The 23,731-nt window shown below is 65.1% G+C and carries 26 protein-coding genes and 1 tRNA gene; 13 read left to right on the top strand and 14 right to left on the bottom strand.

Features of this window, described 5'->3' with window-relative positions:
* Nucleotides 1–106: 106 nt before the first annotated feature.
* Nucleotides 107–805: an acyl-homoserine-lactone synthase gene (locus tag KIT02_RS12215; protein ID WP_297578073.1), complete on the top strand. Its 699-nt coding sequence runs from the start codon at nt 107–109 to the stop codon at nt 803–805.
* A gap of 4 nt (nt 806–809) precedes the next feature.
* Here the strand turns inward: KIT02_RS12215 and KIT02_RS12210 are convergent.
* The 5 genes from KIT02_RS12210 to hemC all read right to left on the bottom strand — a co-directional run bounded on the left by KIT02_RS12210 (nt 810) and on the right by hemC (nt 5,204).
* Nucleotides 810–885, bottom strand: a tRNA-Thr gene (locus KIT02_RS12210).
* Between the two features lie 13 nt (nt 886–898).
* Nucleotides 899–2,275 (bottom strand): heme biosynthesis HemY N-terminal domain-containing protein, encoded by a 1,377-nt coding sequence (locus KIT02_RS12205; protein WP_297578071.1) that lies wholly within the window; start codon nt 2,273–2,275, stop codon nt 899–901.
* Nucleotides 2,272–3,510 carry a hypothetical protein gene (locus KIT02_RS12200; protein WP_297578069.1) on the bottom strand — a complete coding sequence of 413 codons (1,239 nt, stop codon included), beginning with the start codon at nt 3,508–3,510 and terminating at the stop codon, nt 2,272–2,274. Before KIT02_RS12200 ends, KIT02_RS12205 begins: the two co-directional genes overlap by 4 nt.
* 24 nt (nt 3,511–3,534) lie before the next feature.
* Nucleotides 3,535–4,278 (bottom strand): uroporphyrinogen-III synthase, encoded by a 744-nt coding sequence (locus KIT02_RS12195; protein ID WP_297578067.1) that lies wholly within the window; start codon nt 4,276–4,278, stop codon nt 3,535–3,537.
* Nucleotides 4,266–5,204, bottom strand: a complete 939-nt coding sequence (gene hemC / locus KIT02_RS12190; protein ID WP_297578065.1) for a hydroxymethylbilane synthase — start codon at nt 5,202–5,204, stop codon at nt 4,266–4,268. The genes KIT02_RS12195 and hemC overlap by 13 nt, the downstream gene beginning before the upstream one ends.
* A gap of 36 nt (nt 5,205–5,240) precedes the next feature.
* On the opposite strand from hemC, the gene tsaD reads away from it, so the two are divergent.
* The 5 genes from tsaD (at nt 5,241) to KIT02_RS12165 (ending at nt 8,574) form a co-directional block, all read left to right on the top strand.
* Nucleotides 5,241–6,341 carry a tRNA (adenosine(37)-N6)-threonylcarbamoyltransferase complex transferase subunit TsaD gene (gene tsaD / locus KIT02_RS12185; RefSeq protein WP_297585267.1) on the top strand — a complete coding sequence of 367 codons (1,101 nt, stop codon included), beginning with the start codon at nt 5,241–5,243 and terminating at the stop codon, nt 6,339–6,341.
* Complete coding sequence (locus tag KIT02_RS12180; protein ID WP_297578064.1) at nt 6,331–7,317, top strand: NAD(P)H-dependent glycerol-3-phosphate dehydrogenase; 987 nt, start codon at nt 6,331–6,333, stop codon at nt 7,315–7,317. The genes tsaD and KIT02_RS12180 overlap by 11 nt, the downstream gene beginning before the upstream one ends.
* A 2-nt stretch (nt 7,318–7,319) precedes the next feature.
* Nucleotides 7,320–7,613 (top strand): YciI family protein, encoded by a 294-nt coding sequence (locus KIT02_RS12175; protein WP_297578062.1) that lies wholly within the window; start codon nt 7,320–7,322, stop codon nt 7,611–7,613.
* 2 nt (nt 7,614–7,615) lie between these two features.
* Nucleotides 7,616–8,050 carry an EVE domain-containing protein gene (locus KIT02_RS12170; protein WP_297578060.1) on the top strand — a complete coding sequence of 145 codons (435 nt, stop codon included), beginning with the start codon at nt 7,616–7,618 and terminating at the stop codon, nt 8,048–8,050.
* A gap of 119 nt (nt 8,051–8,169) precedes the next feature.
* Complete coding sequence (locus KIT02_RS12165; protein ID WP_297578058.1) at nt 8,170–8,574, top strand: DUF1761 domain-containing protein; 405 nt, start codon at nt 8,170–8,172, stop codon at nt 8,572–8,574.
* A gap of 17 nt (nt 8,575–8,591) precedes the next feature.
* Here KIT02_RS12165 and KIT02_RS12160 read toward each other — a convergent pair whose 3' ends face one another.
* The 4 genes from KIT02_RS12160 to dapF form a co-directional block, all read right to left on the bottom strand.
* Nucleotides 8,592–9,218 carry a septation protein A gene (locus KIT02_RS12160; RefSeq protein WP_297578056.1) on the bottom strand — a complete coding sequence of 209 codons (627 nt, stop codon included), beginning with the start codon at nt 9,216–9,218 and terminating at the stop codon, nt 8,592–8,594.
* A gap of 114 nt (nt 9,219–9,332) precedes the next feature.
* A complete protein-coding gene (gene ftsY / locus KIT02_RS12155) occupies nt 9,333–10,586 on the bottom strand; it encodes a signal recognition particle-docking protein FtsY (protein ID WP_297578054.1) in 1,254 nt (417 codons plus the stop codon).
* A gap of 15 nt (nt 10,587–10,601) precedes the next feature.
* A complete protein-coding gene (gene mtaB, locus KIT02_RS12150) occupies nt 10,602–11,864 on the bottom strand; it encodes a tRNA (N(6)-L-threonylcarbamoyladenosine(37)-C(2))-methylthiotransferase MtaB (RefSeq protein WP_297578052.1) in 1,263 nt (420 codons plus the stop codon).
* Nucleotides 11,864–12,712 carry a diaminopimelate epimerase gene (dapF, locus tag KIT02_RS12145; protein ID WP_297585264.1) on the bottom strand — a complete coding sequence of 283 codons (849 nt, stop codon included), beginning with the start codon at nt 12,710–12,712 and terminating at the stop codon, nt 11,864–11,866. Before dapF ends, mtaB begins: the two co-directional genes overlap by 1 nt.
* 281 nt (nt 12,713–12,993) lie before the next feature.
* Between dapF and KIT02_RS12140 the strand changes: the two genes are divergently transcribed.
* From KIT02_RS12140 to rpsP, 6 genes are all read left to right on the top strand, one after another.
* A complete protein-coding gene (locus KIT02_RS12140) occupies nt 12,994–13,953 on the top strand; it encodes a hypothetical protein (RefSeq protein ID WP_297578051.1) in 960 nt (319 codons plus the stop codon).
* Between the two features lie 2 nt (nt 13,954–13,955).
* On the top strand, nt 13,956–15,152 hold the full coding sequence (locus tag KIT02_RS12135; RefSeq protein ID WP_297578049.1) for a GNAT family N-acetyltransferase: 1,197 nt from the start codon (nt 13,956–13,958) through the stop codon (nt 15,150–15,152).
* Between the two features lie 81 nt (nt 15,153–15,233).
* Nucleotides 15,234–16,661, top strand: a complete 1,428-nt coding sequence (locus tag KIT02_RS12130) for a methyl-accepting chemotaxis protein (RefSeq protein ID WP_297578048.1) — start codon at nt 15,234–15,236, stop codon at nt 16,659–16,661.
* 56 nt (nt 16,662–16,717) lie between these two features.
* Nucleotides 16,718–17,155 (top strand): class I SAM-dependent methyltransferase, encoded by a 438-nt coding sequence (locus tag KIT02_RS12125; RefSeq protein WP_297578046.1) that lies wholly within the window; start codon nt 16,718–16,720, stop codon nt 17,153–17,155.
* A 291-nt stretch (nt 17,156–17,446) separates the two neighbouring features.
* Entirely contained in the window at nt 17,447–19,033 is a 1,587-nt protein-coding gene (gene ffh / locus KIT02_RS12120; RefSeq protein ID WP_297578044.1) for a signal recognition particle protein, read from the top strand.
* 45 nt (nt 19,034–19,078) lie between these two features.
* A complete protein-coding gene (gene rpsP, locus KIT02_RS12115) occupies nt 19,079–19,453 on the top strand; it encodes a 30S ribosomal protein S16 (RefSeq protein ID WP_297578042.1) in 375 nt (124 codons plus the stop codon).
* 83 nt (nt 19,454–19,536) lie between these two features.
* On the opposite strand, the gene leuB is transcribed toward rpsP, so the two are convergent.
* The 5 genes from leuB to leuD form a co-directional block, all read right to left on the bottom strand.
* Nucleotides 19,537–20,637 (bottom strand): 3-isopropylmalate dehydrogenase, encoded by a 1,101-nt coding sequence (leuB, locus tag KIT02_RS12110; protein ID WP_297578040.1) that lies wholly within the window; start codon nt 20,635–20,637, stop codon nt 19,537–19,539.
* 78 nt (nt 20,638–20,715) lie between these two features.
* Nucleotides 20,716–21,327, bottom strand: a complete 612-nt coding sequence (locus KIT02_RS12105) for a CPBP family intramembrane glutamic endopeptidase (protein ID WP_297578038.1) — start codon at nt 21,325–21,327, stop codon at nt 20,716–20,718.
* A 23-nt stretch (nt 21,328–21,350) separates the two neighbouring features.
* A complete protein-coding gene (locus KIT02_RS12100; protein ID WP_297578037.1) occupies nt 21,351–21,494 on the bottom strand; it encodes a hypothetical protein in 144 nt (47 codons plus the stop codon).
* Nucleotides 21,495–21,506: 12 nt separating this feature from the next.
* A complete protein-coding gene (locus KIT02_RS12095) occupies nt 21,507–21,902 on the bottom strand; it encodes a RidA family protein (protein ID WP_297578032.1) in 396 nt (131 codons plus the stop codon).
* Between the two features lie 23 nt (nt 21,903–21,925).
* Nucleotides 21,926–22,531, bottom strand: coding sequence for a 3-isopropylmalate dehydratase small subunit (leuD, locus tag KIT02_RS12090; protein WP_297578031.1), 606 nt, complete (start codon nt 22,529–22,531; stop codon nt 21,926–21,928).
* A gap of 646 nt (nt 22,532–23,177) precedes the next feature.
* On the opposite strand from leuD, the gene KIT02_RS12085 reads away from it, so the two are divergent.
* On the top strand, nt 23,178–23,696 hold the full coding sequence (locus KIT02_RS12085) for a methionyl-tRNA formyltransferase-like protein (protein ID WP_297578029.1): 519 nt from the start codon (nt 23,178–23,180) through the stop codon (nt 23,694–23,696).
* Nucleotides 23,697–23,731: the final 35 nt, after the last annotated feature.

Here is a 23,731-nt window from a genome sequence, read left to right as displayed (position 1 = left end):
ATACCTAACAAATGGTTAAGGTCCGCCCGGGCAATTGAGGGCACTTTGGATGGGTATGGCGGCACACCCTTCGACCGGAACGGCTTCCCGTTTCGCAACCACGCTGATGGATATTCTGGACCGGGTGGAGTATCGGCGCGTGTCGCCGGTGCATCGCGAGGATCCGGTCTATCGCTTGCGCTACGAGGCGTACCGGCGCGAGAATTTCGTGCCCGTCAACGATGTGGGCATGACCCGCGACGCTTATGACGATGCGCCCAACTGCCGGTGCTTTGGCGTCTATATCGACAACCAGCTGGTCAGCTCCATTCGCCTGCATGTGGTGACCGCCGGCGAGCCGACATCGCCGAGCCGCACGATCTGGCCCGACGTGCTGGGCGGCATGCTCGAGCGTGGCGAGAGCTACATCGACCCCAGCCGGTTCACGGCGGACCATGAGGCCTCGCTCGCCTTTCCCGCCCTGCCATACCTGACCCTGCGCCTTGCGGTAATGGCCTGCGAATATTACCAGACCACCCATTGCATCTCCTCGGTCCGCCCCGAGCACGGCGCCTTCTACCGGCGCATCTTTGCGCTCGAGCAACTGGCCGGCGAGGGGTTCTGGGGCGAATTGACCTTCCCGGTCTGCCTCTTCGGCGCACGGGTCGAAGTCATCTACGACCGGGTCATGCGGCGCTTCCCGTTTTTCCTGTCGACTCCGGAGGAGCGCGCGGCCCTGTTCACCGAGCCCGGCCTGCAGACCACCCGCGTGCGACCATCGGCACGCCAGGTGCAGCGCTTGGACATGCTGTCGGAAGTGGGCTGAGAAGTGGTGCCGCTTGCGTGACTCGAACACGCGACCCCATCATTACGAATGATGTGCTCTACCAACTGAGCTAAAGCGGCAACGGCTGGCCTTTTACGTCGGGTTTTGGGCCGGTGCAAGAGGCAAGGGTGCCTCTGCGGGCAATTGCGCGACAGGTTCGGAACCACCGGGCGGGGCGATGCGCGCCGGCAAGGTCACGGGCACCTTCCATTCAAAGGCGTCGAGCCTGCCGGTGACCGGCGAGATGGGCTCCCACTCGTCGCTGATCATGCCATCCGCCGTCCAGGCCGGATCGCGCGGGGCCCGCACGGCCCTGGCCAGCCATTCCCGTGCCTTGCCCTGATCGCCGTTCTGGCCCTCTTCGATTTCAGCCATGAGGCCGCACACGCCCTGCGTTGCGTCGTCGCCGGCAAAGGGGGCAAGCGCCTGGCGCGCCAGAGGCCAGTCATAGGCGTCGATCGCCGCACGGGCCAGGGCCATGCCGGCAGCCCTATGGGGCGGTGGCAATTCGATGATCTCCTGGGCCCGCTTCAACCGGTCGACGGCCGAGGCGCCGGGCTGGGCATGGGTGTAGAGCGCGGCGATATCGGCATGCCCGGTGGACCGCCAGATGCGGCGCAGCACGCTCTGGGCGCGGCGGATCTCGCCGCGGCTCGAATAGATACGGGCGGCGATGAGTGCGGCGGGCACGAAATCGGGCAGGAGCTTGAGCGCGGTCAGGGCGTGATCGAGCGCCGCATTGGGCTGGCCGATTTCACTTTCCCGGGCCCGCGCTGTTTCGATGACGGCCTGGCGCCGACGCTTGTGGGCCTTCTCTTCGCGGCTGGTGGCCACCTCGTTATTGACCATGGCCACGGCATCGGCCCATTGGCCGCGTCGCGTCAGGTCCTCGAACACCGCCTGAGACGCCCATTGGGCATCGGGGGACAGTGCCAGCGCCTTGCGGGCAAAGGTCAGGGCGGCATCGGACCGGTTCTGTGTCCGGGCCTGATCGAACAGGCCGGTCAGGGCGGCAACGGCGGTTTTCTCGCTGGCGATAAGGGCGCGATAGTGCTCGCGGGCTGCCGACATGTCGCCCAGGGCGAGGTCGGAGCGCGCCTCGAGCAGCTTGGCCGCATTGCTGCCGGGCAGCCGGGCCTGCGCCTCGCGCGCCATGATGCGGGCACGGGCCGGGTCGCCCGATTGCAGGGCAATGACGGCGTCCGAGAGGGCTTCTATGCCCTGCTCGCGGCGCTTGGCGGCCCGGCGGCGGGCCATGGCCTTGGGGGCGCCGATGATGCGCCGCACAATGGCCCAGATGGCGATGACCAGGGCTGCCGCCACCAGCAGGATGACCACGGCGGTGCCCAGGCCCGGCTGCATGCGCTGGCCGCCAACTTCCAGGGTCAATGTGCCCGGCAGGGCGATGATCCAGGCCGCAATGCCGGCGACGACAAGACTTCCGATGATCCAGGAGGCCAGTCTGATCATTGAGCGCCTCCCGTGGCTAGGGCGTCGCTGCGCAGCTGCGACAGGAACTGCCCGGCTTCAGCCAGCAGGCCGATGTCGGCGGCGACGGGGCCGGCAGCGAGCTGCATTGGTTCGGGAAGGGATGTCAGTTCGGCCTGCGCGGCGGCAAAATCCTGACGGGCGATTGCGGCCTCCAGGCGCGCAACGACGGCATCGGGGCTCGTGCCTTCCACCTCGCCCGCCGGGCGCATGGCAATGACGCCGCGGAACCAGTCAGCGGCATTGTCCTGCCAGGAGGCGTCGGCGCTGACCGGCCGTCCCGCCAGCATGGCGGGCAGGACTTCGGCAAGGCGCCGCGCCATGTCCGCCGGGCGCGGCAGGCCGTCGGCCGCGCGCAAAGTCACCGGCTCGGGTATAGCCGCGCCCGGCTGGGCGGCGATCAGGGCTGCAAGCTCGGTTTCATAGGGTCGCCCGGACGCAAAGGCGCTTTCGAGGCCGGAGAAGATCAGCGGCAGGCGGGCCTGGTCCTGGTCGCTGGCAGTGGCCTCGGCGGCGCTCGTGGTGAGGGCATCGAGCTGGCTCTGGACGGTGTCGATCTGACTGGCCTGGCCAGCGGCCTGTTGGGTCAGCGTCTCCAAACTTTGGCGCAGGGCGGCAAGGTCTGCGGCCATGGCGTCGGTTCCGGCGCCATCCATGGGGGCGGCGGCTGTCGCCTCAAGCGCATCGAGGCGATCGGCGAATGCCGACAGGGCTTCGGCAGACGGACCGGTCCCGGCCTCCGGCGCCTGGGTGGCCAGTTCGTCCACCCCTGCCTCAATGGTCGCGACCCGGGCGCTCAGGCGCGACAGCTCGTCCTGAACGGTATTGGTCACGGTCTGCAGTTCCGGCACGGCGCTGGCGACCTGGGCGATACGCGGGTCGGCCGGCACTTCGGCCTGGGGCACCGCCGGCCAATAGCCCAGAACGGCAAGCCCATAGGCGGCGCCAAGGCCGATGGCACCGCCCAGGAGGCCGGCCAGCCAGGGCGCGCCACCACCGGAGGCGGCTTCGGGCGTTGGGGGCGGGGTCCGCGGGGTGGGTGCAGGTTTTTCGGCGCTCGTAGCCGCGTCTGCGCCCGGTTTGGCGCTGCCGGCGGATGATGTCGTGGCCGAGGCGCCGGCAGGGCGCGCCGTGCCATCCAGCACCGGCGGCCGTACGGCCCCCGAAGCACTCTTCGGATCGCTCGTGGATTTGTCCTTGCCGGTCGTGTCAGCCATGAGACGTCCTCTTCTTGTTCCGAATCATGGACCAGTTTGCTCGCGGGTAAAAGCCAGGGCCAGAGCCATCATGGCTTCTTCGCTCGGATGGTCGGCCAGCATGACACGATTGAAATGGGTTTCGATCAGTGGCGCCGCAACATTTTCCGACAGGCACAGCATGGCCAGGTGCCGCCGCTCCGGCTCGGGAAGGTGCGGCGCTACAAGGGCACTGAAGATCTGTGCCGTCCGCGCGGAATAATGCAGGACCGCACCGCATGTCCGTTCGCTCAGGGCGCGGGCCAGCGGTTCGGGGAGTTGGGTTTCGGCCACCATTTCATAGACCGGCACGGTCACGACCATCAGGCCCTGTGGCGCCAGGGCATGGGCCAGGTCGCCGCTCAGATGCTTGCCGCAAGGATAGAGCACGGCGCCGTCCGGCCGGGCCAGCGCGATCAGCGTTGCCAGGTCATCGAGGGTGCCCTGGGCCGCATGGACCTCGGAAAAGCCCAGTTGCCGGGCCTCGTGGGCCGTGCGGTCGCCGACGGCAAAAAGCGGAATGCCGAGCAGGCCGGTGAAGTCGGGGCGTTCGGCAAGGCTGCGCAAGGCATTGGCGCTGGTGACGGCGAGTGCCGCAAAACCCTCGGCCGGTGGCAGCCGGGCGGAGAGGTTTTGCCGTGTCAGCAGCGGAGCGAGGATCGGCTCGATACCCAGCGCCGCCAGCCGCTCGGCGCTGGCTTGCGCGTCCGGCTCGGGCCGCGTGACGATCATGCGCATCACCGGACCCATTGCGCCATCCACTCCGGCCCGGCCTGCTCGAGCAGGTCGCGGCCGACTGCAGCACCCAGAGCCTGGGGGTCGGCGCCGGTCGACTGGGCGCGGAATGTCGTCTGCCCGTCGGGGCTCAGAATTTCGCTTTTGAGGGTCAATATGTCGCCGTTCCGCGTCGTAAAGGCCCCGACCGGCGTGCGGCACGAGCCATCGAGCACGGCCAGCATGGCCCGTTCGGCGACGATGGCGGCATGCGTTTCGGCATGGTCGAGTGGAGCAACGCATTCCGCGAACCGCGTGTCGCCCTCGCGGATTGCGAGGCCAATGGCACCCTGGGCCGGAGCGGGCATGAAAGTGTCGACGTCGAGAATGGCGGTCGCCCGATGCGCTTCGCCCAGACGGTTGAGACCGGCCAGTGCCAATAGGGTCGCATCGGCGACGCCATCCATGAGCTTTTGCAGCCTTGTGTGCACATTGCCGCGAAAGGGCAAGATGCGCAGGTCGGGCCGCAGGCGGCGGGCCTGCGCGGCGCGGCGGATGGACGAGGTGCCGAAGCGGGCGCCATCGGGCAGGTTGTCCATGCCCTTGACCGTGACCGACAGGAAGGCGTCGCGAACGTCCTCGCGCTCGAGAAAGGCGGCAAGGACCATGCCCTGCGGCAGGCCGGTGGCCACATCCTTGCTGGAATGGACCCCAATATCGATGCTGCCGGCGAGCAGGGCGGCATCGATCTCCTTGGTGAACACGCCCTTGCCGCCGATTTCGGACAGGCTGGTATTGGCGGCCTGACTGCGGTCGCCACCGGTGGAAAACACCTCGATGGCAATGTTGTCTTCGGCAACGCCATTGGACTGGGCCAGAAGGGTGCGCACCAGCTTGGCCTGGGCGAGAGCCAGGGGGCTGCCGCGTGTTCCGATCCGGGCGAATGGTGTGGGCGATTGCATGTCCGGGCGGTCCTGGTGTAGGCGATAGTCTTTGTGATGGGAGTAGACCAGATCGTCGTGACCGGGCAAGCACAAGCCATCATTCTGGGCATCGAGACCAGCTGCGACGAGACCGCCGCAGCGCTGGTCACCAGGGATGAATCCGGTCGCGGGGCCATTCGTTCCAACGTGGTGCGTTCGCAGCTGGATGAACATGCGGCATTTGGTGGCGTCGTTCCGGAGCTGGCGGCCCGGTCGCATGTCGAATGGCTCGATCACATCATTGCCCAGGCCACCGACGAGGCGGGTATGGACCTTGCCGATGTCGATGCGGTGGCGGCCACGGCCGGGCCGGGTCTGATTGGCGGGGTGCTGGTGGGCCTTACCACCGCCAAGGCCTTGGCGGCCTCGCTGGGTAAACCGCTGATCGCCGTCAATCACCTCGAAGGCCATGCCCTGACGGCCCGGCTCACCGATGGGGTGGAATTTCCTTATCTCATGCTGCTGGTATCGGGTGGGCACAGCCAGTTCGTACTGGTGCGCGGAGTGGGGCAATATGAGCGCTGGGGCGGAACGATCGACGATGCGCTGGGCGAGGCCTTTGACAAGGTTGCCAAGCTGCTCAGCCTCGGCCATCCCGGTGGACCGGCCGTCGAGCGGGTGGCGCGGGACGGCGATCCGCGGCGCTTTCGTTTTCCCCGGCCGCTGCTGCGCGAGGCAAGGCTCGACTTCTCCTTTTCGGGCCTCAAGACGGCGGTGCGCTTGCAGGCAGAGGCCTTGGCGCCTTTGTCGGATCAGGACGTCGCCGACATCGCGGCAGGCTTTCAGGCCGCGGTCACCGAAATTGTCGCCACCCGATCGCGCCAGGCCCTGGAGCGGTTCGGGCAGGTCTTGCCCGGTGTGCAGCCGCAATTGGTGGTCGCCGGCGGTGTCGCGGCCAATCGGGCCATCGCTGCGGCCCTGGATAGGGTCGCCCAGGACATGGGCGCGCCGCTGGTTGTGCCGCCTATTGCGCTCTGTACCGACAATGGCGCCATGGTGGCCTGGGCGGGTGCCGAACGGCTGGCGCTGGGCGACATGAGTTCGCTCAGTGTGGCGGCTCGCCCGCGCTGGCCGCTCGATGACCCGGACATGGGGGTAAATCAGCATGGCGTTTGACACTCTGGCGGTGATCGGCGGCGGTGCCTGGGGCACGGCCCTGGCCCAGGCAGCGGCCAAGGCCGGCCGGCGCGTGTGCCTGGTGGTGCGCGATGCTGCCCAGGCCGACGCCATCAATACGACCCGGATCAATGCGCCGGCCCTGCCGGGGCAGGTGCTCGAGGAAACGGTTGTTGCGACCACCCGTTTTCAGCGTTGTGACATCGTCATTCTGGCCGTGCCGGCGCAGGCGAGCCGGACGCTCCTGTCCGGACTTGAGCCGGGGCTATTGGCCGGCCTGCCGGTAATCCTGTCGGCCAAGGGGCTGGAGACCGGCACGCTGGCCCGGCAAAGCGAAATACTGGCCGACATGGCCCCCGAGGCCGTGCCCTATGTGCTCTCCGGACCCAGTTTTGCCGCCGACGTGGCCGCCGGCCGGCCGACCGCAGTGACACTGGCGGGTGACGATGCCACCCAGACCTCGGATCTCGCGGCCGCCCTGGCCGGACCCAGCTTCCGGCCCTATGCCGCCGATGACCGGATCGGGGTGGAAATCGCCGGTGCCATCAAGAATGTCTATGCGCTGGCCTGCGGTGCGGTGGATGGGGCGGGTCTGGGGGCCTCCGCCCGCTCGGCGCTGATCGCCCGCGGCTATGCGGAAATGGCGCGGCTGGTGACGGCCATGGGCGGTTCGGCCCATACCCTGACCGGGCTGGCGGGCCTGGGTGACCTGACCTTGACCTGCACCTCGGTGCAATCGCGCAATTACCAGTTCGGCATGGCCCTGGGTGCTGGTCGCCGGACAGAGGATATCCTGGCCTCCGGTGCCAAGCTGGCCGAAGGCGTCATGACGGTGCCGGTGGCGAGCGAGCTCGCCCGGAGCCTGGGCATAGACGCCCCCCTGATCGATGCCATCGACGCGGTCGTCGCCGGCAAGGCCGATATCGCCACCATCGTTGCGGGCCTGATGACCCGCCCGCTCAAGAGGGAACACTGACCATGCTTTTCGCCATGATTGCCAAGGATGCGCCCGGCGCCCTGCAGGCCCGGCTCGATACCCGTCCGGTGCATCTGGAGCATCTCAACAGCCTGGGCAAGAAACTGGTCTTTGCCGGTGCCCTGCTCGATGCCGAGGACAAGCCCGAGGGCTCGATCGTTGTGTTCGAGGCCGAGACGCTGGCCGAGGCCGAGGCCATGGCGGCTGCCGATCCGTTCGTGCCAGCCGGGGTTTTTGCCAGCTATGAAGTCAGGCGCTGGCGGATGGCAATCAACAATTCAGGCGCGGAGCTCTGAACATGGCCTATTGGCTGATGAAATCGGAGCCGGACGTGTTTTCCTTCGACGACCTGGTGAAAAAGACCGGCAAGGGCGAGGTCGAGGAATGGCATGGCGTGCGCAACTATGCGGCCCGCAACAATATGAAGGCCATGGAGGTCGGCGACCAGGCCTTCTTCTATCATTCCAATATCGGCAAGGACATTGTGGGGATCATGACCATCGTGGCCCCGGCCCATCCCGACAGTACCGCCGAGCTCAATGCCAAGGGCGAAGTGGTCTGGGAATGCGTCGATGTACAGTCGGTCAAACCCTTTCCCCGGCCGGTAAGCCTGGCCGAGATCAAGGCGACGCCGGAATTGTCAGAGCTTGAACTGGTCAAGTTGTCCCGGCTCTCGGTGTCGAAAGTGTCTGACGCCGAATGGAAACTGCTCTGCAAGATGGGCGGTCTCTAGACTAGAGCTCGGCAGCTCGACAGCCGGGGAACCCGGTCCCGGCCGTCCTGGCGGCTGGTAGAATGGCGCCTGCGGGGCTAGACTGGCCGGGCGCAAATCAGCGCTTGGGGGAGACAATCATGACTCATTTTGCCGTGAACTGGCTGGCTGTGATCCTGGCCACTGTCGGCAGCTTTGCCTTCGGCGCCGTGTGGTACATGGTGCTGGCCAATCCGTGGCTGGCCGCCATCGGCAAGAGCAAGGACGAAATCGACAGCAAGGACGTTACGCCCTTCATCTGGTCGGCAATCGTCCTGTTCGTCATCGCCTATTTCATCGCCCTGCTGACGCCGGCGGTGATGGGGGAAACCAATGTGGCCAATGGCCTGCTGCTCGGCGCCCATATGTGGCTCGGCTTCATCCTCACCTCGATGATCCTCAATCATCGCTATGAGGGGCGCAGCTGGAACCTGACATTGATCAATGGCGGCTATCTGCTGGTCGTCTGCCTGATCGATGGTCTGGTGGTCGGCTTGTTCGGTTAAAAAACCGGCGCCGGCGGTCAGGTGGCCGCCGGCGGTGCCTCGACCGGATCGGGGATGGGCGCGTATTTGTTGAGCAGGGGCACCTGCGTCATCGAAAAGACCACGGTCAGCGGCATGATGCCCCAGACCTTGAAGGCCACCCAGAAGTCGGTCGAAAAATTGCGCCAGACAACCTCGTTGAGCACGGCCAGCACCACGAAGAACAGGCCCCAGTTGAGGGTCAGCTTCCACCAGCCTTCGGGCCGCAGCTTATAGACATCGCCAAAGACATATTTCAGCAGCGACTGGCCGAATACCAGCCCGCCCAAAAGCACGGAGGCGAACATCACATTGGTGATGGTCGGCTTCATCTTGATGAACGTGTCGTCCTGCAGCCAGAGCGTCAGCCCGCCAAAGACCAGCACGACGACGCCGGTCACCAGGGGCATGACGGCGATCTTCTTGAGGATCAGCCAGGACAGGGCGAGCGAGATGACCATGGCGGCCATGAACCAGGCGGTCGCGGCGAAGATATCGGCACGCCCGTTCATGACGAAGAAGACCACCAATGGCCCCAGTTCCAGCGCCAGCTTGATGATCTGGGGGCGCAGTTCGTCCCAATTGACTTCGGGTTCGGCAGTCTTGTCGGTCATCGGTTTTTCCATGGCGTTGCGGCCAATGTGGCTGCAGCGGGCCCCTGTTGCAACCCGATAGCGGTCAAGAATGGTTAGATTTTGTCGGCTGGAGGGCGGGCATGGTGCGGCCGGTGGCAGCTGCCTTTAGTCCTCGCCGGCAATGGCCCGGGCAAAATCGGTAGCGGCAAAGGGTTCGAGATCGTCCACGCCCTCGCCGACGCCGATGAAGTGGACGGGCAGGCCGAACTTTCTGGCAATGGCGACGAGAATGCCGCCGCGGGCCGTACCGTCGAGCTTGGTCATGACGAGGCCCGTGACCCCGGCGCGCTGGCCGAAGATCTCGACCTGCTTCATGGCATTCTGCCCGGTTGTGGCGTCGAGGGTCAGAAGGGTCGCGTGCGGCGCCTCGGGGTCGACCTTCTTGATAACGCGGATGACCTTTTCGAGTTCGTTCATCAACTCATCGCGGTTCTGCAACCGCCCGGCCGTATCAATGATGAGCACATCGCGACCCTCGGCCCTGGCTTGGGTGACGGCGTCGAAAGCCAGGCCGGACGCGTCGGCGCCAGCGGGTCGGGCGATCACAGGCGCACCGGTGCGCTGGCCCCAGACCTGCAATTGTTCGATGGCGGCGGCGCGAAAGGTGTCGCCGGCGGCGAGCATGACCGAGCGGCCTTCGCGGGCCAGTTTTTGCGCCAGCTTGCCGATGGTGGTGGTCTTGCCGGAGCCGTTGACTCCGATCATGAGGATCACGAAGGGCTTCTTGCCCGCATCGATATCCAGCGGGCGGGCCACGGGCGCCAGCACACTGGCCACTTCGGCGGCCAGCACGGCGCGCACGTCCGCGTCCGAGACGTCCCGCTCGAAGCGGTCGCGGCGCAGCGTTTCGGTAATGGCCATGGCCGTGTCGATACCCAGATCGGCCTGAATGAGCACATCCTCAAGCTCGTCAAGGGTTGCGGCATCGAGCTTGCGCTTGGTGAAGACTGAGGTGATCGAACTCGTCAGATTGTCCGATGACCGCTTGAGCCCGGAGGAGAGGCGCTGGAACCAGCTCTGGCGCGGCGCTGCCGGGGCGGCGGTGGCCTCCGGGCCTCGAACGAGGCTGTCCTCGACCTCCTCGATATAGTCGGGGGTCGTTTCCGGTGGACCGGGCGGCGGCAGGTCTTGTGGTTGCGGCTCGACCTCGGGCTCCGGAGCCGTGGGTTCTGGCACCGGCTCCGGCTCTGGCGGAACGGTTTCCGGGACCACTGGCATGGGTTCGATCGGCTCTGGTTCGACCGGCCGGGGCTCGACTTGTGTTTCGGGCAGGGTTTCAGGCGGAGCAGGTGCTGGCGCCGGGTCGGGCGTGGGCGTGCCGAAGAGGCGCTGGAAAAAGCCGGGTTTCTTTTCGGTCATCGTTTGTCTTTCGCTTTACGCCGCCTTGCGCAGCACATCGCCCACCAGACCCCGCTGATCGGTGCCACTGATGCGCACGTCGAGCAGTTCGCCCGCAGCCCTGCCAGGCAGGCGGACGGGAACGAAGTGTTCAGTGCGGCCCACGCCATTGCGCTCCATCAGCACGCTTTCGGTGCGGCCAAGGCGCGATCGGCAAAGGCTGGCGAACTGCTCCTCACCGGCCTTGCGCAGCGCTGCGGCGCGCTGGCGGGCCACGCCAGTGTTCACCTGCGGCATGCGCGCCGCGGGCGTGCCGGGGCGGGGCGAATAGGGGAAGGCATGAATGTAGGTGAGGCCAGCCTCGGCAATGAAGCTGCGCGAATTTTCGAACATTGCCTCGGTTTCGGTGGGAAAGCCGGCAATGATGTCGGCGCCAAAGACCATGTCCGGGCGCTGCGACCGCAGTTTTTCGACCACGGCAAGGGCATCGGCGCGCAGGTGACGTCGTTTCATGCGCTTGAGGATCAGATCGTCACCCGATTGCAGCGACAGGTGCAGGTGCGGCATCAGCCGGGGGTCGGCGACGGCATCGTAGAGCGCAGGGTCGGCCTCGATTGAATCGATGGACGAAATGCGCAGCCGGGGCAGGTCGGGCACGTGTTTGAGGATGGACTGGGTCAGCATGCCCAGGGTGGGGGCGCCGGGCAGATCGGGGCCATAGGAGGTGATGTCGACGCCGGTCAGCACGATTTCGGAATGGCCATTGGCGACGAGCTTTTTGATCTGGTCGACGACCAGGCCCATGGGCACAGAACGCGAGGGGCCACGGCCGAAGGGAATGATGCAGAAGGTGCAGCGATGATCGCACCCATTCTGCACCTGCACGAAGGCGCGGGTGTGTCCATCCATGCCCTCGATCAGATGGCCGGCGGTTTCCCGCACGCTCATGATATCGTTGACCTGCACCTTGTCGTTGAGCGGCATGCCGAAGGCCATCGGCCGGTAGCTCTCGGCCTTGAGCTTGTCGGCATTGCCGATGACCAGGTCGACCTCGTCCATGTCGCCGAAGGATCGCGCTTCGGTCTGGGCCGCGCAGCCGGTGACGATGATGCGCGCCGCCGGATTGTCGCGGCGGGCCTTGCGCACGGCCTGCCGGGCCTGGCGCACCGCTTCGGCCGTCACCGCGCAGGTATTGATGATGATCGCATGTTCGAGCCCGGCCTTCTCGGCCTCGGCCTTCATCACCGCGCCCTCATAGGCATTGAGGCGGCAGCCGAACGTCAGCGTCTCGACGGCCATCAGGCGGCCTCGCTGCGCGTCCAGGCACCGGTCATCGGGTCGAGCCTGCCGCGCCATTCGAATTCGGCCGGGCCGGTGAGGGTCACATGGTCGTTGTCGAGCCATTCCACCACGAGGTCCCCACCGGGCACGGTGACGGTGGCCTTGCGGGCGGTGCGGCGGGTGCGGGCGCCATTGACCAGGGCGGCGCAGGCGGCGGTGCCGCAGGCCTGGGTAAGGCCGGCGCCGCGTTCCCAGGTGCGCAGGATGATGTGGTCGGGCTTGATCACCTCGGCGATGGAGATATTGGCGCGCTCGGGAAACAGCGGATGGTTTTCGAGCAGCGGGCCGAAGCGGTCGAGCGCATAGGACCAGACATCGTCCCTGACCCAGAATGTGGCCTGCGGATTGCCCATGGACATGACCGAGGGGGAATGCAGGACCGGCGCATCGATGGGCCCGATCTGCAATTCCACCTGGCGGGTATCGGCAAATTCCTCATTAAGGGGAATATCGTACCAGGCGAATTTGGGCGTGCCCATATCGACCGTAATCTGGCCGTCCGCGGCCTCCTCGCCGAACAGGATGCCGGCCAGGGTTTCGAAGGTGAAGCGCTGACGGCCCTGTTCACCCGACAGCCATTGCACCACGCAGCGCATGCCATTGCCGCAGGCCTGGGCGAGCGAGCCGTCGGAATTGATGATCTCGATATAGTTGGCGGTGCCGGGCGTGCGGGGATCGTGGATCGCCATGATCTGGTCGAAACGGGTTTCGGGCCGCGCATTGATGGCGACGGCGGCGGCCGGGGTGACATGCGCCTTGGAGCCGCGCATGTCGGCAACGATGATCTGGTTGCCCAGCCCGTTCATCTTGTAAAAGGGGATGTCGCTCAATGCGCAAGTTCCAAGCGAGGACCTGCCCGCTGCAGGGTCTATGTCCTATATGGCGGATATGGGCCGCAATTGCCAGCCCATGCGCCCCGGCCGGGCGCGGCCAGTCTGCAAAGTCGGTCGGATTTTCTTTTGGCCTTAACTAGTTGAACTGCATCGGCGCTTAACCAGTCGCCGAGCTTTCGCGTGCACCTGGACAGGATTGGTCTAGGGTTGAAATTGAGAAACCAGCATCCAGCGTGGCATCGGGAGTCTGCACCATGAACATGCCGTTCGTTACCGACCAGATCATCACCGACTGGCAGGAACATTACCCCAAGCTCTGGGGCAATCAGTCCTTGCGCCTCCACCACGCCCTGGCCAGTTCCGAGCTCTTCTCGGATGAAGCCCTTGCCGACCTGATCGACCGCTCGCCGCGCGAGGCCTATCACGTCAATTACTCCCAGAAGACGCCGGGCAATCCGCCGAAGCGCCGTGAGGGCCAGATCCGCGGCCTGTCCGGCCGCGACGTCATCGATGTAGTGCGCAATGGCAATATCTGGGTCAACCTGACGGCCCCGGCCAAGACCAATCCGGCCTATGGCCAGCTGCTCGACAGTCTCTATGCCGAATTCGAAGAGCGTGTGCCCGGCTTTGCCAGCTACAAGCGCAACCTCACCATCCTGATCTCGTCGCCCAATGTCTCGGTGAAATACCATTCCGACGTACCAGGGCAGAGCCTCTGGCAGGTGCGCGGCACCAAGAAGGTCTATGTCTATCCGGCGCAGGCGCCGTTCATTTCCCAGCCGGCGCTGGAAAAGCTGATCCTGGGCCAGTTGCGCGAAACCGACATGCCCTTCGAGCCATGGTTCGATGATTTCGCCCAGGTCTATGACCTCGAAGCCGGGCAGATGCTGCACTGGCCGCTCAATGGCCCGCATCGCGTGGTCAATCACGGCATGCTCAATGTCAGCTTCACCACCGAGCATTGGACGGACGAATTGCGCAAGCATTATGCGGTCAACTACGCCAATGGCATCCTGCGCTCCAAGCTGGGCATGAAAAAGCTCAGCCAGCAGGTGAGCGGTCTCAGCTATCTCAGCAAGCTGGCCATTGCCGGCGCCGTCAAATTCAGCCCGCTCAACCCGCAAAAGAAAAAGCTCTACACGGTCGACTTCGAGGTCGATCCGGCTGCGCCCGAAGGCGTGCGGGACATAGCGGCGACCACGTTCGAGAAATAGGCATGGCTGATGCCCTGACGCTTGCTGGCGGCGTGTTGAACCCCTCCCGGCCCCGTGCCGTGGAGGCAGGCAGCGTTCGTCTGGTGCGCGAGAGGGGCGACATGGCGGCGCTGCTGCCCCAGTGGCAGGATTTGGAAGCCGCCGATGGGCAGGCGGGCCTGTTCCAGTCTCCCGGCTGGGCCTCGGCGATTTTCGATTTCGAGGCCGGCCGCGGCAATACCAATTTCGACCCGGTCATCGCCACCGCCTGGCAGGGCACCGACCTCGTGGCGCTGCTGCCGCTCGAACGGGTTAGTACCGGCATGCGGCGCGTGCTGGTGCCACTGGGCCATGCCTTTGCCCAATATTCGGACCTTCTGATCCGCCCCGGTACGGATGGCCCACTGGTGCTTGAGCAGATGGTGGCGGCGCTTTCGGCCGCAGTGCCGGCCGACACGCTGAGCTTTTTCAAAGTGCGGGACGGATCGAGCCTCTCGGTGGCACTGCCGCCCGAACGCGTCGTGACCGGCGAGGAACAGGGCGCGCCCTTTGTCGATCTCTCCGGCTTTGCCGATTTCGCGGCGTATTTTCATACCATCAAGGCCAAGACGCGCAAGAACATGCGCAATGCCCGAAACCGGCTGGAACGCGATGGCGCGGTGCATCATCTGGTGGCGGAGACGGCAGCGGACCAAGGCGCGATAATCGGCCGGACGCTGGCCGGGCGGGCCGGGCGGCTCAAGCAACAGGGTCTGACCTCGCGCGCCTTTCGCGACGGCGGCTTTGCCGATTTCTGCGCCAGCCTGCCGGGCCGGGAGGGATTGAGCCTTTTGGCCTTCAGCCTCACCCATGGCGATCAGCCGATCGCCGAGCAATGGGGGTTCGTGCATGGCGGCCAGTACTATGCCTATGTCGCCAGCCGCGACTTTGCCATTGCCGAGGAAAGCCCGGGCAAGCTGCATCTGGGCGAGGTGATCGCAGCGGTGCAGGAACGGGGCGTGCAAGGCTGTGACCTTGGCGTGCCCGCCATGCCCTACAAGTTGACCTGGGCGACACTGACAGTGCCGGTGCGGGACCATGTCCTGCCCCTGACCCTGAGGGGGCGCCTGCTGGTGGGCCTCTGGGACGTACGGCTGCGGCCCCTGCTCAAGTCGGTCGCCATGCGGTTGCCGCCCGGCCTGCGCACGCGGCTGATGGGGCTCGTTCACCACGGGCACTGAGCCGCCTCGTCGCAATCAAGGTTAATCCTTTCTTACCACATCGCCCCGTATCGTGTCGGAGCTGACACGATGGAGGGGATCATGCCGGCCGAAAATCTGCGCGCCGAGGGCGAGAGGCGCCGGCAAGGCGAAACCGGAATCGGGGATCGGGCCGGCCGTCTTGGCGTCGAAATCGCCGATATTGCGGGCCTCGTCACCGACCTGTCGGCGATCAGCCAGCAGCAGGCCCTGCAGGCCGATGCAGCCCTCGAGGCGGCAGCGGCGCTCAACGCCACGACGTCGCGGCTGGGCCGCTCCATGGGAGAGGCACGCCAGGCGGCGGGCGACGTGCGGGTCGTTCTCGACCAGAGCGCCACCACGATCTCGGACGTGGTGACCCGCACCACGCGCACCATGGCCGCGCTTTCGGAAGGAGCGATGACGGTCGAGGCGACACTGGGCAATGTTTCGGGCACCGTGGCCGGGGTCGAGCGCGCCAGTGCCGCCATCGCCCAGATTGCCCGCGAAACCAAGCTACTGGCGCTCAATGCCTCGGTGGAAGCGGCGCGCGCGGGAGACGCGGGCCGGGGCTTTGCCATCATCGCCAATGCGGTCAAGAGCCTGGCCGATCAGATCCAGGATTTTTCCGGGCAGACCGTGGCCCATCTCGGCGACCTGACCGAGGCGCTGGGGCAGTTGCGGCAGAAGGCACAGGGCAATGCCGAAGCGGCACAACTGGCCATGGCCGAAGCCAGCGCCGCCGAACAGGCCACCGCCACGCTCGAGAACCTCGTCGATTCGGTGGGCCGGCTGATGGGCGATATCGACACCATGGTGCAGCCGGTGGAGCAGTCGATCGCCGGATTTGAATCCATGCAGGCCGAACTTTCGGCTCTGGCCGAGGGGGTCGAAACCGGCCGGGGACATCTGGGCCGGGCCGAACAGCGCACCCAGTCCATTCTGTCGATTTCCGAAGAGTTCATGCTCTATCTGGTGGAGGCCGGCGTAGAGACTGCCGACGCGCCCTTCATCAAGCTGGCACGCGCCAAGGCCGATGAAATCGCAGACGCGTTCGAGGCGGCGCTTGGTCGTGGCGAAATCACCCTTTCGGACCTGTTCGACGAGGCTTATTGCGACGTGCCGGGCAGCGATCCCAAGCAGGTTGTCACCCGGTTCACCGCCTTCACCGATCGGGTTCTGCCGGCCATCCAGGAGCCGGTGCTGGGCTTTGACAGCCGCATTGCCTTCTGCGCGGCGGTGGATCGCAACGGCTATCTGCCGACCCACAACAAGGTCTATTCCCAGAAACAGGGCAGCGACCCGGTGTGGAACGCCGCCAATTGCCGCAACCGGCGCATGTTCAACGATCGCACCGGGCTGGCCGCGGGGCGCTCGACGCAACCGTTTCTGCTGCAGACCTATCGCCGCGACATGGGCGGCGGGCAATTCGCCCTGATGAAGGACTGCTCGGCGCCCATCGTGGTCAGGGGCCGCCACTGGGGTGGAGTCCGGGTGGCCTTCAAGGTCTGACGATTGCGCAAATCTTGCTGCCAGGGGCTGACAGCAGGGCGCGCGATGGTGCGGGCATGAACGATACGGTTTCACCACGCATAGCCAGGGCCATCGCAGCGCTGCCCTTGCGCCCGGACATGGTCGTGCTCGAGATCGGCTGTGGTCCGGGCGTGGCCGCAAGGGCAGTGGCGCGATTGCTGACCAGTGGGCGCATCCTCGCCATCGATCGCTCGGCCAAGGCCATTGCCCAGGCCAGAGCCGGATCGGCCACAGAACTGGCCACAGGGCGGCTGGCCTTCCGGCAATGTGCGATCGAGCAATTTGTCGCCTTGCCCGGCGAAGGGCCGTTCGATCTGGTCTTGGCGATGCGGGTCGGGGCGCTGGACGGCCGGCATCCGGAGCTGGAGACGCAGGCAATGGCGCACATCAGGGCGGTGCTTGGGCCGGGTGGTCTTTTGTGCATCGACGAGCAGGCACCCGTTATGGCGCGGGATATTGCCGGCCTTCCTTGACTCCCCGGCCGCTTTGACCTAAAGCCAGCCCGTTCATCAGGCCTTTGCTCCTGACCAGCCGACCGGGACCCCAAAAAGGGTTTCACGATCCCGGAGGCCAACATCCGCCAGCGCGTTGCGCCCGCGGGTGGGTTTTGCATTTGGCCCGGTGGATACCATATGGCTCACTGGACGAGCGAAGCGAGGACCACGGCGATAGTTCGCCGCCCCGCGGAGGGCCAGCGAAGCCGCCAGCGCGGTTTTAGCGCGTCGGCGGCGCAGCGGCACGGCCCGTGAGCGAAAGGATAGAATATGTTCGAGAGCCTCTCAGACCGGCTTGGCAAAATTTTCGATGGTCTTCGCGGACGCGGCGCGCTCAACGCTGCCGATGTCGACGCGGCCATGCGTGAAATCCGCCGCGCCCTGATCGAGGCCGACGTCTCGCTCGAAGTCGTTCGCGCCTTTGTCGAACAGGTGCGCGAGCGTGCCGTGGGTGCCGAGGTTACCCGTTCGGTGACCCCGGGCCAGCAGGTGGTCAAGATCGTCAATGACGAGCTGGTCCAGGTGCTCGGGTCCGACGCCGTCACCATCGACCTCAATGCCCCTTCGCCGGTGACGCTGCTGATGGTGGGTCTGCAGGGGTCGGGCAAGACCACGACCACGGCCAAGATCGCCAAGCGCCTGAAGGACCGGCAGAAGAAGAAGGTCCTGCTCGCCTCGCTCGATACCCGCCGCCCGGCGGCCATGGAGCAGTTGCGGGTACTGGGCGAACAGGTGGGCGTCGATACACTCCCCATCGTCACCACCGAGACCCCGGTCGAGATCGCCCGCCGCGCCGAGCGCGAGGGGCGGCTGGGCGGCTATGACGTGCTGATCCTCGATACGGCCGGTCGCACCCATATCGATGAAGAGCTGATGGCCGAAACCGTCAGCATCAAGGACATCGCCCGCCCACACGAAATCCTGCTCGTGGTCGATGCGCTGACCGGACAGGACGCGATCAATGTCGCCCGCTCCTTCGACGGACGGCTGGACGTGACCGGCATCGTCATGACCCGCGTCGATGGCGACGGCCGCGGTGGCGCCGCCCTCTCCATGCGCGCGGCTACCGGCAAGCCGATCAAGCTGATCGGTGTCGGCGAAAAGATGGATGCGCTCGAGGATTTCCATCCCGCGCGCATTGCCGACCGCATCCTGGGCATGGGCGACATTGTCAGCCTCGTGGAAAAGGCTGCGGAACACGTCTCGGCCGAAGACGCGGCCAAGATGGCCAAGAAGCTGAAGAAAGGCTCCTTCGACTTCGAGGACCTGCGCGCCCAGCTCATCCAGATGAAGAAGATGGGCGGCATGGGCGGGCTGATGGGCCTGCTTCCGGGTGCCGGCCAGATCAAGAAGGCCATGGCCGGGGCCAATATCGACGAGAAGGTGTTCGACCGGCAGGTTGCCATCATCAATTCGATGACCCGCAAGGAGCGGGCCAATCCGGACCTGCTCAATGCCAGCCGCCGCAAGCGCATCGCCGCCGGCGCGGGTGTTGAAGTGTCCGAGATCAACAAGCTCGCCAAGCAGCACCGCCAGATGGCCGACATGATGAAGAAGGTCGGCAAGGGCGGCATGGGTGCTCTTGGCGGCATGTTCGGCGGCAAGATGGGCGGGATGCTCGGCGGCATGCCGGATCTGTCCAAGATGGACCCCAAGCAGCTCGAACAGATGGCCCGCCAGGCTGGGATCGATCCGGCCCAGCTCAAGGGCCTGCCCTCGGCCGACCTGCCGCCGGCGCAAAAGGCCCTGCCCACCGACGTCAACGCGCTTTTGAAATCCTCCGGCGGACCGGCTCTGCCCGGCCTCGGTGGTGCTCCCCGTTTCCCTGGCCTTCCCGGCCTGGGCAAGAAGAAATAACCGAACCCAACCGACTTCAACCGACTTTACTGACAGGACTTACAAATGGCTCTCAAGATCCGCCTTGCCCGCGCCGGCACCAAGAAGCGCCCCTTCTACCACATCGTCATCGCCGACGCCCGCTCGCCGCGCGACGGCCGCTTCATCGAGAAGCTGGGCACCTTCAACCCGCTGCTGGCCAAGGACGCTGAAAACCGCGTCGTGCTCGACGCCGAACGCGCCAAGCACTGGTTGTCGCATGGCGCCCAGGCCACCGACCGCGTCGCCCGCTTCCTCGACGCTGCCGGCCTTCTCAAGCGCGAAGCCCGCAACAACCCGAACAAGGGCGTGCCCGGCGAAAAGGCCAAGGAACGCGCTGAAGAAAAGGCTGCCCGCGAAGCTGCCGCCAATGCTCCGGCCGAAGAAGCCACTGCCGAGTAAGTTCGGCGGCCTTTGGTCAGAAACACAATATCCCCGGTCTGGTGACCGGGGATATTTTTTGCGCTGATGCTGGAAAACCGAAGTTAAGCCTTCAGCTTCGCCAGAATCGCAGCGCCCATTTCCTCGGTGCCGACAGTCTTGCGGTTGTCCTGGGCAATATCGCCGGTCCGCAACCCGTCGCCGAGCACGGCGGCGATGGCGCCTTCGACCCGGTCAGCCAGTTCGATCATGTTGAACGAATAGCGCAGGGCCATGGCGAAGCTGGCAATCATGGCGATGGGGTTGGCGATGCCCTTGCCGGCAATGTCGGGGGCCGAGCCATGGACGGGCTCGTAGAAGGCCTTGCGCTTGCCGGTGACGGGGTCGGGTGCGCCGAGCGAGGCGGAGGGCAACATGCCCAGCGAGCCGGTCAGCATTGCAGCGACGTCCGAAAGAATGTCGCCGAAGAGGTTATCGGTGACCATGACGTCGAACTGCTTGGGTGTGCGGACCAGTTGCATGGCGGCGTTGTCGGCCAGGATGTGATGCAGCTCCACATCGGGATAATCCTTGGCAACGCCCTTGACGACTTCGTCCCAGAGCACGCCGGACTTCATGACGTTCTTCTTGTCGGCCGAGTGGACCTTTGAGCCGCGGGTGCGGGCCAGATCGAAGGCGACGCGGGCGATGCGGTCGATTTCGTAAGTCTCATAGACCTGGGTATCGATGGCGCGCTTCTGCCCGTCGCCGAGATCGGTGATGGTCTTGGGCTCGCCGAAATAGACGCCGCCGGTCAATTCGCGGACGATGAGGATATCGAGACCTTCGACCAGCTCCTTCTTGAGCGAAGAGGCTTCGGCAAGGGCCGGGTAGCAGATGGCGGGCCTGAGATTGGCGAAGACGGCCAGTTCCTTGCGCAGACGCAGCAGGGCAGCCTCGGGCCGGTGCTCATAGGGGACATTGTCCCATTTGGGACCGCCAACGGCGCCGAAGATCACCGCATCGGCGGCCTTGGCCTTCGCGACGTCTTCGTCGGTGATGGCGACGCCATGCTTGTCATAGGCCGCGCCCCCGGCCAGGCCACTATCGGTAGAAAAGTCGGTGAGACCTTCCTGGTTGGTCCAGGCGATGAGCTTTTCCACCTCGACCATGATCTCGGTGCCGATGCCGTCGCCGGGCAGAAGGAAAAGGGAATGGGTGGCCATGGTCGGGAGCTCCTTGCCGTACTGGTGGGTACACTTGGGCGCACATAGCGGGATTTTGGTCCTTTGCGCAAGGCGACTTCAGACGAATCCGTTCCTGTCAAACAGCACCCAGAAGGCGAAGATATTGGTCAGGGCATGGGCGATGGCGGTATAGAAAACCGAGCCGGTGCGCCAGGTGATCCAGGCCCAGAACAGACCCAGCACTGCCGCGCCGCCGATCAGGGCTGCGGCACCGCCGTCATAGACAAGGCCGGCGGCCAGGGCCAGGGGCACATGCCAGAGGGTGAACAGGCCCAGACCCAGCCAGAAGCCCAGGCGGGGGCGGTCGCGGAAGGTGGCGAGAAAGCCGCCGCGCCAGGCGATTTCCTCGAGCGGGCCGTTGATCAGGGCAATGAGCAGCGCCAGGTACATGCCGCCGTGGCTGAGCATGGCGGTATTGGGCGCGAAATTGACCACGGCGACGACGCTCACCTGGAGGAGCAGCAGGGGAATGATCCACCAATCGCGCCAGGGCAGCTTTTCGGAAAACAGCCGTCCGTCATTGCCGGATAGGGCATGCCAGCCGATGACCGGCAGGCAGAAGAACAGCCAATAGAAGGTGAGCGTGAAGAGGTAGCCCGCCCGCAGGTCCCAGGCGGTGAGCGCGGGCACGAGGAAAAACAGCGCCCCGATGAGGAGCGCTGCGTGCATGATAAGGGCAACCTGTTTTCCCGTCACGGCCAGGACTTTCGCAAAGCCCGCACCTTGAGCCCGCCAAGAGGCGCGGCCGATGGCGCGGTGACTGCGACCTCGTGGTTCGACAGGCTCACCATGAGGTCTATCCGCATGAGGTCTGTCACCATGAGGTCCGTCACCATGAAGTCCCCGGGTCAGGCGTGGCTGGTGGCGGCGCCGATGCGGGCGGTGACTTCGATCTCGATCTTCATGCCCGCTTCGATCATCTGGACGATCAGCATGGAGGCGGCGGGGCGGATATCCTTGAACACCGGGCCGACGGCGGCGACGACCTCGTCCACCAGGGCGCGATCGCCGACATAATAGACGACGCGGACGGTGTCCTTGATCGAGGAACCCGCTTCTTTGAGCGCCTTGTCGATGGTGGCGAGGGCATTTCTGGCCTGCTCGCCGACGCTGTCCGGCATGGTCATGGACGCATAATCATAGCCGGTGGTGCCGGAGACATAGACGGTGTCCTCGTGCCGGACGGCGCGGGAATAGCCGAAGGTAGCCTCGAAGGGGGAGCCGGTGGAAACGCGCTGAACCAATTGTGTCTCACTGCTGGTGAAGGTTAGAGCCAGGGGCGCTCGGATGCCATCTTGCCCTCGAAGGCGGAGATGGACGGATCGGATTTGAGAGTGCCGGCAATGTCGTCGAGCCCTTCGAGCAGGATATGCTTGCGGGCCGGGTCGATGTCGAAATGCAGTGTCCCGCCATCCGGACCCTTGATGGTCTGGGCCTCGAGATCAATGGTGAGCGTGGCATTGGAGCCGCGCTCGGCATCATCGAGCAGGAGTTTGAGCTGTTCGGGGGTGACGACCAGCGGCAGGATGCCGTTTTTGAAGCAGTTATTGTAGAAAATGTCGGCAAAGCTGGTGGAGATCACGCAGCGGATGCCGAAATCGAGCAGGGCCCAGGGCGCGTGCTCGCGGCTCGAGCCACAGCCGAAATTGTCGCCGGCAATGACGATCTGCGCGCCGCGATAGGCGGGCTTGTTGAGCACGAAATCGGGGTTTTCCGAGCCATCCTCATTGTAGCGCATTTCCGAAAACAGCGCGGTGCCGAGGCCGGTGCGCTTGATGGTCTTCAGGTATTGCTTGGGGATGATCATATCGGTGTCGATATTGATGATCGGCAGGGGCGCCGCGACACCGGTCAGGGTGGTGAATTTTTCCATTGGGGCTCTGGACCTCACGAGGGCATTTGGCGCTTCCGGGCCGGGACCATTTTGGCCAAAGCGCGCTGTTGCAAGCGTCATCGCCCGAAAGCGGGATTTTGGCAAGGCCAAACCGTACCGAAGCGTACGGTTGCGGCATGCCGGGCACCGGAAGGGGCAAAAGCCCATGGGAAAGCCCCGGGGGCCCTGGGGGCAACCGGCATGGATGGACGTGTCCCGAGGCGCGTGCGTCTCGAAGGGAAGGAAGTGGAGACGTCGCCGCCCCGGAACGCCGGTTTTTCGGGCCCGAGTCACCCCCCATTGAACGCTCGTCGCCGGGGCAAGATGTCTCGCGAACGCGCAAGGAGAGCGACCTCCCCGCGTCCGGCTCCCCCCGCAAAGTTCGCTGCAGTCCGTCCGCGCGGGGGTGATGAGCACAGGATAAGGGGAGTTGGGGAAGCGGGGATAAGATTTTTGGCGGTGAGAAAGCCGACTGGCCGGAAGCGACCCCATTTCAGCCAGATTGACGTCCTGCGCACGCTCCCCAAAGCAGCCGCGTAGGCAGCCGCCATCGCGAAACCTGAGAGTTGTTAGAATGCGCCTTTTCGGCCGGGCCAGATGGCGCGGTTCCAGTGACACCCTCACTCGCAGCAGTTAGTATGAAGGCATGGACCAGTTGACTGAAATCATGGAGAAGGCGACTGCCGCGATCGAAGCTCGCTTCATGCAATTGCCGATCTACAAGAGCTCACCAAAATATCGGGAGCGGGTCTACTGCTACGAGCTATATCACCAGATGCGTAGCCGCTGGCCGAACCCGTGTGCCTATACCCTCAATGGCGAGGTCGATAAGCGCGGTCATGAAACCCTGCAGGCACTCGAGGCCGACAACACTATTCCTGACCTGCTGGTGCATATCCCGGGCAACTGGGATGGCAATCATGCCATCATCGAGGTCAAACACGCCGATGCGCAACACGGCGGAATCGCGAAAGATCTCCGCACGCTCGATGTGTTTCTCAAGCGGGTCGATTACGAACGGGCCATCTACCTGTTCTACGGTGGGCTGCCCGAAACTTTAATCAAAGCCATCGCTGCCGAAATGCCAGATATCGCTCCAATCGAGGTTTGGTTGCACCCGGAACCTGGCCAGCCTGCCAGGAAGGCGTTCACGCTTCCGGGCTGATCATAGGTCACGCTTTTACGCATGAATTCGCCTTG

This window comes from Devosia sp., from assembly GCF_025809055.1.
GTDB lineage: Bacteria > Pseudomonadota > Alphaproteobacteria > Rhizobiales > Devosiaceae > Devosia.
The sequence above is the reverse complement of the archived record's forward strand: the minus strand, read 5'-3'. Positions and strand labels throughout refer to the sequence as shown.

Excerpts from the sequence above, each read along its gene's own strand:
- KIT02_RS12215 (WP_297578073.1), top strand. The coding sequence starts at position 107 with ATGGATATTCTGGACCGGGTGGAGTATCGGCGCGTGTCGCCGGTGCAT.
- KIT02_RS12205 (WP_297578071.1), bottom strand. The coding sequence starts at position 2,275 with ATGATCAGACTGGCCTCCTGGATCATCGGAAGTCTTGTCGTCGCCGGC.
- KIT02_RS12200 (WP_297578069.1), bottom strand. The coding sequence starts at position 3,510 with ATGGCTGACACGACCGGCAAGGACAAATCCACGAGCGATCCGAAGAGT.
- KIT02_RS12195 (WP_297578067.1), bottom strand. The coding sequence starts at position 4,278 with ATGGGTCCGGTGATGCGCATGATCGTCACGCGGCCCGAGCCGGACGCG.
- hemC (WP_297578065.1), bottom strand. The coding sequence starts at position 5,204 with ATGCAATCGCCCACACCATTCGCCCGGATCGGAACACGCGGCAGCCCC.
- tsaD (WP_297585267.1), top strand. The coding sequence starts at position 5,241 with ATGGGAGTAGACCAGATCGTCGTGACCGGGCAAGCACAAGCCATCATT.
- KIT02_RS12180 (WP_297578064.1), top strand. The coding sequence starts at position 6,331 with ATGGCGTTTGACACTCTGGCGGTGATCGGCGGCGGTGCCTGGGGCACG.
- KIT02_RS12175 (WP_297578062.1), top strand. The coding sequence starts at position 7,320 with ATGCTTTTCGCCATGATTGCCAAGGATGCGCCCGGCGCCCTGCAGGCC.
- KIT02_RS12170 (WP_297578060.1), top strand. The coding sequence starts at position 7,616 with ATGGCCTATTGGCTGATGAAATCGGAGCCGGACGTGTTTTCCTTCGAC.
- KIT02_RS12165 (WP_297578058.1), top strand. The coding sequence starts at position 8,170 with ATGACTCATTTTGCCGTGAACTGGCTGGCTGTGATCCTGGCCACTGTC.
- KIT02_RS12160 (WP_297578056.1), bottom strand. The coding sequence starts at position 9,218 with ATGGAAAAACCGATGACCGACAAGACTGCCGAACCCGAAGTCAATTGG.
- ftsY (WP_297578054.1), bottom strand. The coding sequence starts at position 10,586 with ATGACCGAAAAGAAACCCGGCTTTTTCCAGCGCCTCTTCGGCACGCCC.
- mtaB (WP_297578052.1), bottom strand. The coding sequence starts at position 11,864 with ATGGCCGTCGAGACGCTGACGTTCGGCTGCCGCCTCAATGCCTATGAG.
- dapF (WP_297585264.1), bottom strand. The coding sequence starts at position 12,712 with ATGAACGGGCTGGGCAACCAGATCATCGTTGCCGACATGCGCGGCTCC.
- KIT02_RS12140 (WP_297578051.1), top strand. The coding sequence starts at position 12,994 with ATGAACATGCCGTTCGTTACCGACCAGATCATCACCGACTGGCAGGAA.
- KIT02_RS12135 (WP_297578049.1), top strand. The coding sequence starts at position 13,956 with ATGGCTGATGCCCTGACGCTTGCTGGCGGCGTGTTGAACCCCTCCCGG.
- KIT02_RS12130 (WP_297578048.1), top strand. The coding sequence starts at position 15,234 with ATGCCGGCCGAAAATCTGCGCGCCGAGGGCGAGAGGCGCCGGCAAGGC.
- KIT02_RS12125 (WP_297578046.1), top strand. The coding sequence starts at position 16,718 with ATGAACGATACGGTTTCACCACGCATAGCCAGGGCCATCGCAGCGCTG.
- ffh (WP_297578044.1), top strand. The coding sequence starts at position 17,447 with ATGTTCGAGAGCCTCTCAGACCGGCTTGGCAAAATTTTCGATGGTCTT.
- rpsP (WP_297578042.1), top strand. The coding sequence starts at position 19,079 with ATGGCTCTCAAGATCCGCCTTGCCCGCGCCGGCACCAAGAAGCGCCCC.
- leuB (WP_297578040.1), bottom strand. The coding sequence starts at position 20,637 with ATGGCCACCCATTCCCTTTTCCTTCTGCCCGGCGACGGCATCGGCACC.
- KIT02_RS12105 (WP_297578038.1), bottom strand. The coding sequence starts at position 21,327 with ATGCACGCAGCGCTCCTCATCGGGGCGCTGTTTTTCCTCGTGCCCGCG.
- KIT02_RS12100 (WP_297578037.1), bottom strand. The coding sequence starts at position 21,494 with ATGGTGACGGACCTCATGGTGACAGACCTCATGCGGATAGACCTCATG.
- leuD (WP_297578031.1), bottom strand. The coding sequence starts at position 22,531 with ATGGAAAAATTCACCACCCTGACCGGTGTCGCGGCGCCCCTGCCGATC.
- KIT02_RS12085 (WP_297578029.1), top strand. The coding sequence starts at position 23,178 with ATGGACCAGTTGACTGAAATCATGGAGAAGGCGACTGCCGCGATCGAA.